Source organism: Leisingera sp. ABM4_103, from assembly GCF_056158685.1.
This window is the reverse complement of record NZ_JBSWTU010000005.1, coordinates 1,599,954-1,612,769: the sequence shown is the minus strand read 5'-3', so window position 1 is coordinate 1,612,769 and position 12,816 is coordinate 1,599,954. Positions and strand designations below refer to the sequence as shown.

Sequence of the window (12,816 nt, the reverse complement as noted above, 5' to 3'; positions counted from 1 at the left end):
CTAAGAGCGCGATATGCATCGGTCTGATCCATCGAAATGAACCGTGACCGCCCGCATATCTCTTCAGTCATCCATCAATGTCAAAGAGCATCACCTCTGAGAGACAACAATCCCGGCTGCGCTCCAATCTCTTGCTGCGCCGCCGTTCCAGCTAACCCTCGGTGGTGACCGTCAGCGCCTCAGCGCCGCCGGTGAGGGGGCTTTTACGGATAGCCCCCAGAACCCGCAACCCCAAAATTCAGAAAATCACCAAAATCCGCTCAGAAAAATGACAGTCACAACAAAATCAATGGCTTACGATAAAACAAAGTCAGCACCCCTGACCTGTCTCACCCCTCCTCCCCGCACCGCAAACCGCCCCGGACACCGCAAATCCGCGCCCCAGGCAGCTTACCCCCAGACTCACCGACCTTATCCACAAACTCAACCGCACAGGAATCGCAAACCGCCCCCTTCCTCCTGCCCGAAATACCCCGGGGGAAATTTGGCCAAAGGACAAAGGGGGCAGAGCCACAAAAGAAATAAGGACGACCAAAGGGCCGCCCTTCAGACGCATTCCGATAGCTCCGGCTCTAGGTCCTGCTCGAAACCAGCGCCCCCGATGCCTGTCTCAGCCAGCGGAAGCCAGCGATGCGCAGCGCCAGCAGGAATAGCACCAGACCCAGGTAGATCAGCGGCTCGATCTGAAAGCCCTTTGCCACCATCACAAAGTGCACTGCGCCCAGCACAGCAGCAGCATAGGTCAGCCGGTGCAGCCGGGACCAGGCGCGGCCAAGTTTGCGGACCGAAAAATTGTTGGATGTCAGCGCCAGCGGCAGCATCAGGAAAAAGGCGCCCATGCCGATGGTGATATAAGGACGCTTGGCAATGTCGGTGAGGATCTGACTCAGGATCTGGACATCCAGCACAAGCCAGACCAGCAGATGGCACAGGACGTAAAAGAAGCACAGCAGCCCGATTGCCCTTCGGAACTTCATAAGGTTGAGGCCCAGCAGGCGGCGCAGCGGGGAGATGGCCAGCGTCAGGATCAGAAGCTGCAAGGCCAGTTCGCCATATTCACGCTCCAGCGCCTTGATCGGCTCTACGCCGAGGCCGCCCGTCAAGCCAAGATAGAACAGCCAGGGCGCCGGCAGGGCACCAAGCAGATAGACTGTCCAGACGGGCAGGCGCCGGAGAAGCTGATTTGCCATATCCATGCGCGGCCCCCTCAAAAGTACTTACCCAGGTCCAAGTCGTCATACAGGGCGGCGACCTCGGCCTCGTACCCATTGAACATCAGCGTCGGCTGGCGGCGCGCGAACAGACCGCCGCCGATGCGGCGCTCGCTGGCCTGGCTCCAGCGCGGATGCGAGACATTCGGGTTCACATTACTATAGAAACCGTATTCGCGCGGGTTGGCCATGTTCCAGCTGGCCGGCGGCTCCTCCTCGGTCAGGGTGATGCGCACCACCGATTTGATCGACTTAAAGCCGTATTTCCACGGCACCACCAGCCGCAGCGGCGCGCCATTTTGATTGGGCAGCGGCTTGCCGAAGATGCCGGTCGCCATGATCGTCAGCGGGTGCATCGCCTCATCCAGGCGCAGCCCCTCGCGGTAGGGCCAGTCCAGCACCTTGTAGACGGTGCCCGGCATCTCGGACGGGCGGTAGAGGGTCTCGAAGGCAACGTATTTCGCGCCCTCCTGCACGCCAGCCAGGTTCAGCAGGTCGGCCAGCTCAAACCCCTGCCAGGGCACCACCATCGACCAGGCCTCGACACAGCGGAACCGGTAGATGCGCTCCTCCAGCGTCATCTCCCCCAGGATCTGCTCAAACGAATAATCGCCCGGCTTGTCCACCAGGCCATCAATGGTGACGCTCCAGGGTTCGATGGTCATCCGCTCCGCATATTTGGACGGATCGCCCTTACCGGTGCCGAACTCATAGAAGTTGCAATAACTGGTCACCTCTTCCCAAGTGTTGGGCTTCAGCTCCGCTTCCAGCTGTTCTGCTTCCGCCCGGGCCTGTGTGCCCAAGGCCGCCGCCAGGCCGGTGCCCGCCAGCCCTGCCATGATCCGGCGGCGGTTCAAGAACACAGCTTCCGGGGTTGCATCAGCATAGGTCAGATCATTGGTCCAGCGGCGGGCCATCAAGGTCTCCTGTTTAACGCGTCACATCAGAGGTAAAGGCGCCGTGCGCAAAACCCAAAACATATCCGGTCACGACTGCGCGAGAGGGTTGTAACGTAACCTCAAATCCTTCACCGGGTGTGAAAGCGGAACGCAGGAATCGTGGCCCGCGGCAATTTTCCCGGTGGCAAGGCGGCCTCTCCCATGCAAACATCTACATATGTTTGACGCAACCGTCCGGGCCGGTGTTCCAGCCCAGCGGCCGTACAGGGAGACGAACCGTGAAAAAGCACATCGCCGCAGCCGCCCTTGCCCTCGCCGCTCAGACCGCCGCAGCGCAGGAGGCCGCGCTCTACACGACATCGCTGGCCTATGATGATGTGGTGTTTGGCCTTGAAAGCGCCATCACCAACCGCGGGCTGGTGATTGATCATGTCAGCCATGTGGGCGATATGCTGGAGCGCACCCGCGCCGATGTCGGCTCTGACGTTGTGCTGTTTCAAAGCGCGCAGGTGTTTTCCTTCTGCTCCGCCCAGCTGTCGCGCGAGGTGATGGAGGCGGACCCGATGAATATCTCCTACTGCCCCTATAACATCTTCGTGGCGCAGCTCCCGGACACGGAAGAGGTCAGCATCGGGTTCCGCTCCTTCCCCGAAGGAGAGATGCAGGTGATCCAGGACCTGCTGGACGGCATCGTGCAGGAAGCGATCGAGGAATAAGCCGCCGGCCGGGCATTTTCCCCGCTGCACAGGCTGCCGGATTTCATTATGCTGGCCCGAAACAGACTTTCCGGCACGGGCAGACCTTGATGAAATCCTTCCTTGTTTCCCTGATGACACTGGCCGCCGCCACGCTGGCAGGCTGTGCCTCAGCTCCCACAGCATCCAAGAACAACGTCGAGGAGCTTTCCCTTGCTCTGCAGTCGATGGACCCGAAGGTCGACCCGGGCGAGGCGCGCCGGGCGGCGGAAATCGCCTACAGCTACTCCGCCCAGCTGGCCGAGCAGTATAATGTCACCACCTCACCGATCATCCACAACACGCTGGTAAACAGCGGCGTCAAGGAGCGCGGCGTTTGCGTGCATTACGCCGAGGACATGCAGGCCCGTCTCAATCAGGAGAACTTCAGGACGCTTTCGATGCTGCGCGCCATCGCCGAGCCGAAAAGCGATTTCCGCATCGACCACTCGACCGCGGTGATCGCCGCCAAGGGCGACGGCATTTACGAGGGGATCGTGCTCGACCCCTGGCGCTACGGCGGCAAGCTCTACTGGTCGCAGACCACCGCGGACCCCCGTTATGACTGGGAGCCGCGCCTGGAGGTCCTGCGCCGGAAGCAGGAACGCCGGATGGCCAAGGAAGCAGCGGCGGCCAGTTAATCCGCGCTCTTCCGCAACGCCCGGTCCGGCATCAGATCCTGGGCCGCGCCAGCCTGTGCATGACCAACAGGACAATCAGCAACACGGCTGAAACCGCGGCCAGCACCGGCCAGTCCATACCCAGCATCCGCGCCCCAAACCAGGTGCACAGAAGCGTCGCCGGCAGGATGCCCAGCGCCGTGGTCCACACAAAGGTCCAAAGCCGAACCCGGGTCAGCCCAGCGGCATAGTTGATCAGGTTAAAGGCGATCACCGGGATCAGGCGCGCGGCCAGAAGCGCCAGCGCCCCCCGCTCATCGGTCCAGACATCCAGCTGCCGCGCCTGCGCCTCGTTCATCCAGGCCCGCACCGTCTCCTGCCCCAGCCGGCGCGCCAGCCAAAAGGCGACCAGCGCCCCAAGCATCGCACCGGTCCAGATCAGCGCAGCCCCCAGCAGCGTGCCAAAGACCGCCCCCGCACACAGCGCCAGGATTTCCGCCGGGAACGGCACGAATGAATGCACCACCATCAAAACAATCACCGCCAGCGGCGCCCAAGCCCCTGTACTGCGCAGCCAGGCAACCATGTCCTCCATCGGGCGCGCCTGCCCGTCCAGCACATAGGCCGCCAGCGCGCCGCACAGCAGCACGAGGAGAAATGCGGCAAAGGCCGTTCTGCGCCTGATGCGGATCATGGAACCGGCGCCTGTGCTAGGGATAGCCGCTAGTCTAACGCTTTCCGCCACCGCCGCAAAACGCGCGGCCGGGAAGACGTGAAAAGACCCGCCGCAACGGGCGGGTCTTTCCGGTTCACATCCTGCGCTTAATGCGCGGCCGTTCCATGCACGGCTTAATGCACCACGGCATCATCGGGGCGCGGCCTGCCGCTGGTGCCCAGCCGCTCACCGATGATCAGCCCCTCGCTGCCGGCCGTGACCGGGACAGTATCGCCATCCTTGATCTCGCCGCCCAGCAAGGCCTCGGCCAGCGGATTTTGCAGCGCGCGCTGGATCACCCGCTTCAGCGGCCGGGCGCCGAACACCGGGTCATAGCCCTCGTCCGCCAGCCAGGTCTTGGCCGCCTCGTCCAGCTCCAGCGTGATCTTGCGCCCTGCCAGCCGCTTGAGCAGCCGCGCCAGCTGGATCTCGACGATCCCGTCCATATCCCCGCGGTTCAGGCGGTCGAAGATGATGGTCTCATCCAGACGGTTCAGGAACTCGGGCCGGAAGTGGGCCCGCACCGCATCCATCACGTCGCGCTTGGCCTCCGACGCATCGGCGCCGTCCGGCAGCTGGCTCAGCGCCTGCGCGCCAAGGTTCGAGGTCAGTACGATCAGCGTCTGCTTGAAATCGACGGTGCGGCCCTGGCCGTCGGTCAGCATACCGTCATCCAGCACCTGCAGCAGCACGTTGAACACGTCCGGATGCGCCTTCTCGACCTCGTCGAACAGCACCACCTGATAGGGGCGGCGGCGGACAGCCTCGGTCAGCGCCCCGCCCTCGTCATACCCGACATAGCCCGGAGGCGCGCCGATCAGGCGGGCGACCGAGTGCTTCTCCATGTACTCCGACATGTCGATACGCACCATCGCGTGCTCATCATCGAATAGGAACCCGGCAACCGCCTTGGTCAGCTCCGTCTTACCCACGCCGGTCGGGCCCAGGAACAGGAACGACCCCAGCGGCCGGTTCTCGTCATTCAGACCCGCACGCGCCCGGCGCACCGAATTGGCAACAGCGGTGACGGCGGCGTTCTGGCCGATCACCCGGCGGTGCAGCTCATCTTCCATGCGCAACAGCTTCTCGCGCTCGCCCTCCAGCATCTTGGAGGTCGGAATGCCGGTCCAGCGCTCGACAACAGCGGCGATCTGCTCGGGGCGCACGGCCTCCTCAACCATCAGCCCCTGCTCTTCCTTCTGTTCAGCATCCGCCAGCTGTTTCTCCAGCCCCGGAATGACGCCATAGGACAGCTCACCGGCTTTAGCCAGGTTGCCCTCCCGCTTGGCGATGTCGAGCTCCGCACGGGCGCGGTCAAGCTGCTCCTTCAGGTCGCGGGCCGAGGCCAGCTTGTCCCGCTCCGACTGCCACTGCGCTGTCATCTGGGCGGACTGCTCCTGCAGCTCGGCCAGTTCCTTCTGCAGCTTCTCGAGCCGGTCCTTGGACGCGGCATCATCCTCCAGCTTCAGCGCCTCTTCCTCGATCTGCATCTGCAGGATCTGCCGGTCCAGCGCATCCAGCTCCTCCGGTTTCGAATCCACCTGCATCCGCAGGCGGGAGGCCGCCTCGTCCATCAGGTCGATCGCCTTGTCCGGCAGGAACCGGTCGGTGATATAGCGGTTCGACAGCGTCGCCGCCGCCACCAGCGCCGCATCGGCAATGCGCACGCCGTGGTGCAGCTCATACTTCTCTTTGATGCCGCGCAGGATCGAGACGGTGTCCTCCACCGTCGGCTCGGTCACCATCACCGGCTGGAACCGGCGGGCCAGGGCCGCGTCCTTCTCCACGTACTTGCGGTATTCGTCCAAGGTTGTGGCACCCACACAGTGCAGCTCACCGCGCGCCAACGCCGGCTTGATCAGGTTCGCCGCATCCATGGCGCCATCGGATTTGCCCGCGCCCACCAGGGTGTGCATCTCGTCGATGAACAGAATGATCTCACCCGCAGCCTCGGTCACTTCGGTCAGCACCGCCTTCAGGCGCTCCTCGAACTCGCCGCGGTATTTCGCACCGGCAATCAGCGCGCCCATGTCCAGCGACAGCAGTTTCTTGTCGCGCAGGGATTCCGGCACATCGCCATTGATGATGCGCAGCGCCATGCCCTCGGCAATCGCGGTCTTACCCACGCCCGGCTCACCGATCAGCACCGGGTTGTTCTTGGTCCGGCGCGACAGCACCTGCATCGAGCGGCGGATTTCCTCATCGCGGCCGATGATCGGGTCGATCTTGCCCTCGCGCGCCGCCTCGGTCAGATCGCGGGCGTATTTCTTCAGGGCGTCATAGCCTTCCTCGGCCGTGGCCGAGTCGGCAGTGCGCCCCTTGCGGATGTCGTTGATCGCCTCGTTCAGCTTCTGAGCGGAAACCTCGCCCGCCTCCAGCGCCTCCTTGGCCTTCGACTTCACCATGCACAGCGCCATCAGAAGGCGCTCCACTGGCACAAAGCTGTCGCCTGCCTTCTCGGCGATCTTGGCGGCCTCATCCAGCACCTTGGCGGTCTGCCCGTCCAGATAGATCTGTGCCGCATCGCCGCTCACCTTGGGCTGCTTGGCAACGGCCGCATCAACGGCCTCCGCCACGCGCGCCGGTGCGCCGCCCGCGCGGGAGATCAGGTTGCTTGCCAGCCCCTGATCGTCGTCCATCAAAGCTTTCAGAATATGCTCCGGCACCAGCCGCTGGTGCCCCTCGCGCATCGCAATGGTCTGCGCCGCCTGCACGAACCCCCGTGCACGCTCCGTGAACTTGTTCAAGTCCATCTTGCTCTCCTTTTTCAAGCGCCCGCGTTGCTGGCAGCGCCCGCTTTGCGGCACGCCCCGGTCCGGGCCTCGGCATTAGATGTGGGAAGCGATGCCGCCGCTTCAAGATCATCTTGCCCGCAAAAGGTGAGGAAATCCCTGACCTGCGTCAACTTTGCGCCCTGCCCGCCGTCCCGGGCGCAACCGCGCCGCGCGGCAGCGCGGCGCCGGACCCAAAATCTGCAACAGGCCCCGCCAGGGACCTCTTCAGATGCGGGAGCACCCCGCTGCGCCTTGCCCAACCGCCGCCCCTTGCGTATGAAACGCCAGTTTCACGCCGAACCTGCCACAAAGGACCCTGCCATGACCCAAGCCCCGCGCGCCGACGACCGCCTGATTGTTGCCATGGATGTCCCCAATGCACTGGCGGGCCTGAAGCTCGCCGAACAGCTGGGCGATGCGGTCTCCTTCTACAAGATCGGCCTTGGCATGCTCACCGGCGGCGGGCTGGCGCTCGCCAATGAGCTGAAGCAGGAGCACGGCAAGCGCATCTTCCTCGATATGAAACTCTTTGATATCGGCGCCACCGTGGAAAGCGCGGTGCGCGGCCTGGCGCAGTTCGATCTCGACTTCCTCACCGTGCACGGCGACCCTTACGTGGTGCGCTCCGCCAAGGAAGGCGCGGCAGGCAAGGACCTCAAGATCCTCGCCGTCACCATCCTAACCTCGCTCGACCGCCAGGACCTGGACGGGGCGCTGATCAAAGAGGGCGCGGTGCAGGACCTGGTGCTGGAGCGCGCAGGCAACGCCTTTGCCGCCGGCGCCGACGGGGTAATCGCCAGCCCGCAGGAGGCCGCGCTGATCCGCGCCCTGCCCGAGGCTGAAGGCAAGCTGATCGTCACCCCGGGCGTGCGCCCCGCCGGTGCAGACCTTGGCGACCAGAAGCGCGTCGCTACTCCGGCCAGCGCCATTGCAGACGGCGCCGACCATATCGTCGTGGGCCGCCCGATCTGGAAAGCGGACAGCCCCCGTGCCGCAGCCGAGGCCATTCTGGCAGAACTGGCCAGCGCAAACGCGTAAAGGCCCAGCCGCCGCACAGGCAGCCACTCGCGGCGGATTTGCGCGCTCTCCACCCGGCGCAAACGCTGCCTGCTCAAAAATTAGGCGGAAATAAAAAAGTGCCGCGGATACATCATTTCCTGTTCCGCGGCGCACAGGTTATAGGGTGACGCTACGTCAACCCTCTCTTTTTGCTGGTGAAACACGCCGCGCCGCTAAATTCTGCGCCAAATCGTCCTGTGCCCGAAAAAGCACACCCGGTCTCACCCTGCCACCCTGCCTAGGCTGCATTCTTTGCGAAACACCAGCGGGTGGGCGATTCTGAGCTTGAGACACTCCCCAGACGGGCTTTTCTTCCTGAGGTCCGTCACCTTCCCCCCGCATTCCAGCGGGGGATCTTTCTTTTCAGCCTCTGCTACCCGGCCCTTGCCTCCAGATACAGCCGCAGCTGACCGGCAAAATGCGGCACCGCCAAAGGATGCACGCAATAAGCCTCAGGCGCCATCAGCGCCCAGCCCTGCCCTTCATTGCCGAACCGGATCAGCCCGGCGGAGGAGGAGGGCAGATGCGCGGCAAAGAACCAGACCCGCCCGTGCGGGCGCAGATAGGACTGCGGCCAGACCAGCGCGTCCGGCTGCAGCACCAGCCCGAGTTCCTCCCGGGTCTCGCGCAGCACGCAGGCCTCGGGGCTTTCGTCCCCCTCGCGGCCGCCGCCCGGCAGGTCCCAGTGGCCGGGATAGGGAATATCCGGTGTGTCATCCCGCAGGATGACCAGCAATTCCTGCCCCAGAAACACCGCGACCTTCGCGCCGGAAAATTCACTGCCTGCTGATGCCATGATCTGTCCCTTGCCCGCCAGCCGCGCTAAAGACAAGCCCTCCGCCGCACGTTAGACTTGCCGCTCCAACAACACAGCCCGCCGCCGCCCATGCACGCCCTTTGCCGAGACTGCCTGAGCCAGATCGCACCTGCCCGGCGCTGCCCCCATTGCGGCAGCCCGAGGATCAAGGCGCATGAGGAGCTGTTCTCCCTCACCATTGCCCATATGGATTGCGACGCCTTTTATGCCAGCGTCGAAAAACGCGACAATCCGGAACTCGCAACCAAGCCGGTGATCATCGGCGGCGGCAAGCGCGGCGTGGTCTCCACCGCCTGCTACGTCGCCCGAATCCGCGGGGTGCGCTCCGCCATGCCTATGTTCCAGGCGCTGAAACTTTGTCCGGACGCGGTGGTGATCAAGCCGCGGATGAACGTCTACGTAGAGGTCAGCCGCGAAATCCGCAAAATGATGAATGAGCTGACCCCGGATGTGGAACCGCTGTCGCTAGACGAGGCCTTCATGGATCTGACCGGCACCGAAAAGCTGCATGGCGCCCCGCCCGCAGTGATGCTGGCGCGGCTGGTCAAGCGGATGAAGGACGAGCTCGGCGTCACCGGCTCCATCGGCCTCAGCCACAACAAGTTCCTGGCCAAGGTCGCCTCCGACTTCGACAAGCCGCGCGGGTTCTCGGTGATCGGCAAGGCCGAGACCGATGACTTCCTGCGCGAAAAACCGGTGCGGCTGATCTGGGGCATCGGCCCCGCCGCCCAGGCCAGCCTTGACAAGGCAGGCATCCGCACCTTCTCGGACCTCCTGCGCTGGGACCGCGAGGCTCTGCACAGCCGTTTCGGCTCGATGGGCGACCGGCTGTGGCACCTGGCCCGCGGCCAGGACCGGCGGCGGGTCTCGGCCCATGCGCCTATCAAGTCGATCTCCAATGAAACCACATTCTTTGAGGATACCGCCAGCCTGGAGGTGCTCGACGGCCACCTGTGGCGGCTGGCTGAAAAGGTTTCGGACCGGGCCAAGGCGCGGGAGCTGGCAGGCCGGGTCGTGACGCTCAAGCTGAAACGCGCCAATCATTCGGCGCTGACCCGGCGGGTCACCTTGCGCAGCCCCACCCAGATCGCTGACCGGATCTACCGCACCGCCCGCAGTCTGCTGGATCAGGTGGGAAATGAGGGCCCCTACCGGCTCTTAGGCTGCGGGATTTCAGACCTTGTGCCCGAATCACAGGCGGACGACAGCGGTGACCTGCTGGATCCGAATGCTGGCAAGCGGGCAGAGGCCGAACGCGCCACCGACGCTATTCGCAAAAGATTCGGGGACAGCGCTATTCTGAAAGGCCGCGCCCTGCGCTGAATATGCGGCAGCAGTCTATTCCGCAGCCAGCGGCATCTCACCCTGTCCGATCTCCGCAATCTCGGCAATCACCCGGCGCAGCAGTTTCTGCAACGGTTCGAAATTTGCATTCGGGCGGATGCTGGCCTCATCCATGTAAAGCGCCCGGTCGATCTCGATCTGGACCGCATGCTGGCGCCGCGACGGGCGGCCATAGGTCTGGGCGATATAGGCCCCGGCAAACGGCGTGTTGCGGGCCACCTTCAGTCCCGCCGCGGCAAAGGCCGCCTCGATCCGGTCCACCACGCTGCTGTCCGCCGCAGCGCCGAACCTGTCGCCCAGAACCACTTCCGGCTTGCGGCCGCTCTGCGGTGCCATGGTGTCGATCGCCTCGTGCGGCATGGAGTGGCAATCCACCAGAATCGCCTGCCCGAAACACTTGTGCGCCTGCTCCAGCAGCCCCTTCAGCGCCTGGTGATAGGGATGCCAGTAACACCGGATCCGCTCCTCGGCCTCAGACATAGGCAGCTTGCCGCGATAAATCGCCCGGCCATTGGCCACAACCCGAGGAATTACCCCCAGGCCCGAGGCCACGCGCGGGTTCTGCCCGCGCCGCTGCGCCCCGTCGATCACCGCCGGGTCCAGCTCTTCGGGCGAGCGGTTCAGGTCCAGATAGGCCCGCGGCTTGACCGCGGTCAGCAGCGGCGCACCGAACTCCGGCGCCGCCTGAAACAGCAGGTCGACAAAGGCGTCCTCCGAACTGCGGATGGTTTTCCGCCCCAGAATTGACTGCTCCAGAAAGGAATCGCTGTAATCGGTACCGCTGTGGGGAGAGGCAAAAACCACCGCAGAGGCCAGTTTCTGCGGGGAAATCACGGAAAACGCTGTATCAGGCATCCTTGCTCCGGTGCTTCTTGTGCAAGAAACAGCATATCGCGGAAATTTCTGCGGTCAAAAGCTCTTGCACCTCTGCGCGACTCTATTTATAGACCCCCTCACCGGCGCGGCACCCCGCGCCCCTTTCACTTCTGAGGGGCAGGACGCAGCGCAGGCCAGAGTGGGCGATTAGCTCAGCGGTAGAGCACTTCGTTGACATCGAAGGGGTCACAAGTTCGATCCTTGTATCGCCCACCATTCAATTCACTGCCCTGGTCACGGCCAAGGCACCCGCTAACCCAGGCGCTGGTTCGCGCCGCAGACAAGGAGAGAGACCATGAAGGTCAAGAACTCGCTCCGTTCGCTGAAGAACCGGCACCGCGACTGCCGGGTTGTGCGCCGCAAAGGCCGCGTGTACGTGATCAACAAGACCCAGCGCAAGTTCAAAGCGCGCCAGGGCTAAGATCCGCCAGAGCGACATGCAGAAAACCGCATCATCCGATGCGGTTTTTTTGCGTTTTGGGGCTGCTTTCTTTTTAAACCAGGCCAAGGCGGCACTCCCGCTCCCGCGGTTTCTCCGGGCTGCGGCCGGATGAGACCTGCCATGCCCAAAGGGAGCGGGCCTTTCCAAAGATCCAGCGACGGGCGGGAGGCGCCTGCCCAGTCTGGCCAGCCAACAGCAGGCTGCGACTTTCTGACTGTTTCAGTCGGAAATTTATTGCATCTGCCGCCAGATGCTTTAATCGACTCTTTCAGTCGGAAATCTGATCTAACCAAGAACGGGACATCCAATGCTGAAAGCCACAACCGTACTGGCCGGCGCGCTGACCGCAGCCATTGCCACCACCGCTGCTGCCGAAGGCGAGCTGAACATCTACTCCTCGCGCCACTATGACACCGACGAGCAGCTCTATTCGGACTTCGAAAAGGCCACCGGCATCACCATCAACCGGATCGAAGGCAACGCCGATGAGCTGATTGCCCGGATGAAGGCCGAAGGCGAGAACTCCCCCGCCGACATTCTGATCACCGTCGACACCTCCCGCCTGACCCGGGCCAAGGACGCAGGCGTGCTGCAAAGCATTGACAGTGATGTGCTGGAATCCCGCGTGCCCGCCTATTTGCAAGACGAGGACAACCAGTGGTTCGGCTTCAGCCAGCGCTCGCGCATTATCTTCTACGACAAGGACGAGGTCGCCAATCCGCCGCTGACCTACCTCGACCTGGCCGACCCCGCCTATAAGGGCAAGGTCTGCATCCGCTCCTCCAAGAACACCTACAACCAGACCCTGCTGGCCTCGATCGTGACCCATCACGGCACTGACGCAGCCCGCAGCTGGGCCGAAGGCGTGGTCGCCAACATGGCGCGCGACCCGCAGGGCGGCGACACCGACCAGATTCGCGGCCTGGTCTCCGGCGAGTGCGATATCTCGGTGGCCAACAGCTATTACTTCGCCCGCTCGATCCGCAAGGATGTAAAGGGCGTGTCGGAAAACCGCGACCAGATCGGCTGGCTGTTCCCCTCGCAGAACACCGAAGGCGCGCATATGAACCTGTCCGGCGGCGGCGTTGCGCTGCACGCGCCGAACAAGGACAACGCCGTCAAGTTCCTGGAGTACCTCGCCAGCGATTCCGCCCAAGCCTATTTCTCGGCCGGCAATGACGAATACCCGGCGGTTCCGGGCGTTGGCCTGGCCCCGTCGATTGCCGCGCTTGGCCATTTCAAGCCGGATGACGTGAACCTGTCGGAGGTCGCCAAGAACCTGCCCGAGGCACAGAAGATCTTCAACGACGCCGGCTGGAAGTAAC

Annotated in this window: 12 protein-coding genes and 1 tRNA gene; 7 read left to right on the top strand and 6 right to left on the bottom strand. The window is 63.6% G+C overall.

Annotated elements, in window-relative coordinates:
* Nucleotides 1-572: 572 nt before the first annotated feature.
* Together msrQ and msrP are read right to left on the bottom strand one after the other, a co-directional pair.
* Nucleotides 573-1,196, bottom strand: a complete 624-nt coding sequence (gene msrQ, locus ACXAED_RS09345; protein WP_475049085.1) for a protein-methionine-sulfoxide reductase heme-binding subunit MsrQ — start codon at nt 1,194-1,196, stop codon at nt 573-575.
* Between the two features lie 11 nt (nt 1,197-1,207).
* A complete protein-coding gene (gene msrP, locus ACXAED_RS09340) occupies nt 1,208-2,128 on the bottom strand; it encodes a protein-methionine-sulfoxide reductase catalytic subunit MsrP (RefSeq protein ID WP_475049083.1) in 921 nt (306 codons plus the stop codon).
* A 260-nt stretch (nt 2,129-2,388) separates the two neighbouring features.
* Here msrP and ACXAED_RS09335 point away from each other — a divergent pair, with 260 nt between their 5' ends.
* Nucleotides 2,389-2,826 carry a DUF302 domain-containing protein gene (locus tag ACXAED_RS09335; protein WP_475049080.1) on the top strand — a complete coding sequence of 146 codons (438 nt, stop codon included), beginning with the start codon at nt 2,389-2,391 and terminating at the stop codon, nt 2,824-2,826.
* An 89-nt stretch (nt 2,827-2,915) separates the two neighbouring features.
* Nucleotides 2,916-3,485 carry a hypothetical protein gene (locus ACXAED_RS09330; protein WP_475049078.1) on the top strand — a complete coding sequence of 190 codons (570 nt, stop codon included), beginning with the start codon at nt 2,916-2,918 and terminating at the stop codon, nt 3,483-3,485.
* Between the two features lie 31 nt (nt 3,486-3,516).
* Here the strand turns inward: ACXAED_RS09330 and ACXAED_RS09325 are convergent, their stop codons facing one another.
* On the bottom strand, nt 3,517-4,158 hold the full coding sequence (locus ACXAED_RS09325) for a TVP38/TMEM64 family protein (protein WP_475049075.1): 642 nt from the start codon (nt 4,156-4,158) through the stop codon (nt 3,517-3,519).
* Nucleotides 4,159-4,313: 155 nt separating this feature from the next.
* Nucleotides 4,314-6,932, bottom strand: a complete 2,619-nt coding sequence (clpB, locus tag ACXAED_RS09320; RefSeq protein ID WP_475049072.1) for an ATP-dependent chaperone ClpB — start codon at nt 6,930-6,932, stop codon at nt 4,314-4,316.
* Nucleotides 6,933-7,274: 342 nt separating this feature from the next.
* Between clpB and pyrF the strand changes: the two genes are divergently transcribed.
* Nucleotides 7,275-7,991: an orotidine-5'-phosphate decarboxylase gene (gene pyrF / locus ACXAED_RS09315; protein ID WP_475049070.1), complete on the top strand. Its 717-nt coding sequence runs from the start codon at nt 7,275-7,277 to the stop codon at nt 7,989-7,991.
* Nucleotides 7,992-8,385: 394 nt separating this feature from the next.
* Here pyrF and ACXAED_RS09310 read toward each other — a convergent pair whose 3' ends face one another.
* Nucleotides 8,386-8,808 carry an NUDIX hydrolase gene (locus ACXAED_RS09310; RefSeq protein ID WP_475049068.1) on the bottom strand — a complete coding sequence of 141 codons (423 nt, stop codon included), beginning with the start codon at nt 8,806-8,808 and terminating at the stop codon, nt 8,386-8,388.
* Between the two features lie 90 nt (nt 8,809-8,898).
* Between ACXAED_RS09310 and ACXAED_RS09305 the strand changes: the two genes are divergently transcribed.
* Nucleotides 8,899-10,152, top strand: coding sequence for a DNA polymerase IV (locus tag ACXAED_RS09305; RefSeq protein ID WP_475049066.1), 1,254 nt, complete (start codon nt 8,899-8,901; stop codon nt 10,150-10,152).
* 15 nt (nt 10,153-10,167) lie between these two features.
* On the opposite strand, the gene ACXAED_RS09300 is transcribed toward ACXAED_RS09305, so the two are convergent.
* A complete protein-coding gene (locus ACXAED_RS09300; protein ID WP_475049064.1) occupies nt 10,168-11,028 on the bottom strand; it encodes an N-formylglutamate amidohydrolase in 861 nt (286 codons plus the stop codon).
* Between the two features lie 162 nt (nt 11,029-11,190).
* Here ACXAED_RS09300 and ACXAED_RS09295 point away from each other — a divergent pair.
* From ACXAED_RS09295 to ACXAED_RS09285, 3 genes are all read left to right on the top strand, one after another.
* Nucleotides 11,191-11,265: transfer RNA gene (locus ACXAED_RS09295), tRNA-Val, on the top strand.
* Between the two features lie 79 nt (nt 11,266-11,344).
* Nucleotides 11,345-11,470 carry a type B 50S ribosomal protein L36 gene (gene ykgO, locus ACXAED_RS09290; RefSeq protein WP_005648635.1) on the top strand — a complete coding sequence of 42 codons (126 nt, stop codon included), beginning with the start codon at nt 11,345-11,347 and terminating at the stop codon, nt 11,468-11,470.
* Between the two features lie 328 nt (nt 11,471-11,798).
* A complete protein-coding gene (locus ACXAED_RS09285; RefSeq protein WP_475049061.1) occupies nt 11,799-12,815 on the top strand; it encodes a Fe(3+) ABC transporter substrate-binding protein in 1,017 nt (338 codons plus the stop codon).
* Nucleotide 12,816: the final 1 nt, after the last annotated feature.

Bases quoted from the DNA above. Each gene is read 5' to 3' on its own strand.
- msrQ (WP_475049085.1), bottom strand. From the start codon at position 1,196: ATGGATATGGCAAATCAGCTTCTCCGGCGCCTGCCCGTCTGGACAGTC.
- msrP (WP_475049083.1), bottom strand. From the start codon at position 2,128: ATGGCCCGCCGCTGGACCAATGATCTGACCTATGCTGATGCAACCCCG.
- ACXAED_RS09330 (WP_475049078.1), top strand. From the start codon at position 2,916: ATGAAATCCTTCCTTGTTTCCCTGATGACACTGGCCGCCGCCACGCTG.
- ACXAED_RS09325 (WP_475049075.1), bottom strand. From the start codon at position 4,158: ATGATCCGCATCAGGCGCAGAACGGCCTTTGCCGCATTTCTCCTCGTG.
- clpB (WP_475049072.1), bottom strand. From the start codon at position 6,932: ATGGACTTGAACAAGTTCACGGAGCGTGCACGGGGGTTCGTGCAGGCG.
- pyrF (WP_475049070.1), top strand. From the start codon at position 7,275: ATGACCCAAGCCCCGCGCGCCGACGACCGCCTGATTGTTGCCATGGAT.
- ACXAED_RS09310 (WP_475049068.1), bottom strand. From the start codon at position 8,808: ATGGCATCAGCAGGCAGTGAATTTTCCGGCGCGAAGGTCGCGGTGTTT.
- ACXAED_RS09305 (WP_475049066.1), top strand. From the start codon at position 8,899: ATGCACGCCCTTTGCCGAGACTGCCTGAGCCAGATCGCACCTGCCCGG.
- ACXAED_RS09300 (WP_475049064.1), bottom strand. From the start codon at position 11,028: ATGCCTGATACAGCGTTTTCCGTGATTTCCCCGCAGAAACTGGCCTCT.
- ykgO (WP_005648635.1), top strand. From the start codon at position 11,345: ATGAAGGTCAAGAACTCGCTCCGTTCGCTGAAGAACCGGCACCGCGAC.
- ACXAED_RS09285 (WP_475049061.1), top strand. From the start codon at position 11,799: ATGCTGAAAGCCACAACCGTACTGGCCGGCGCGCTGACCGCAGCCATT.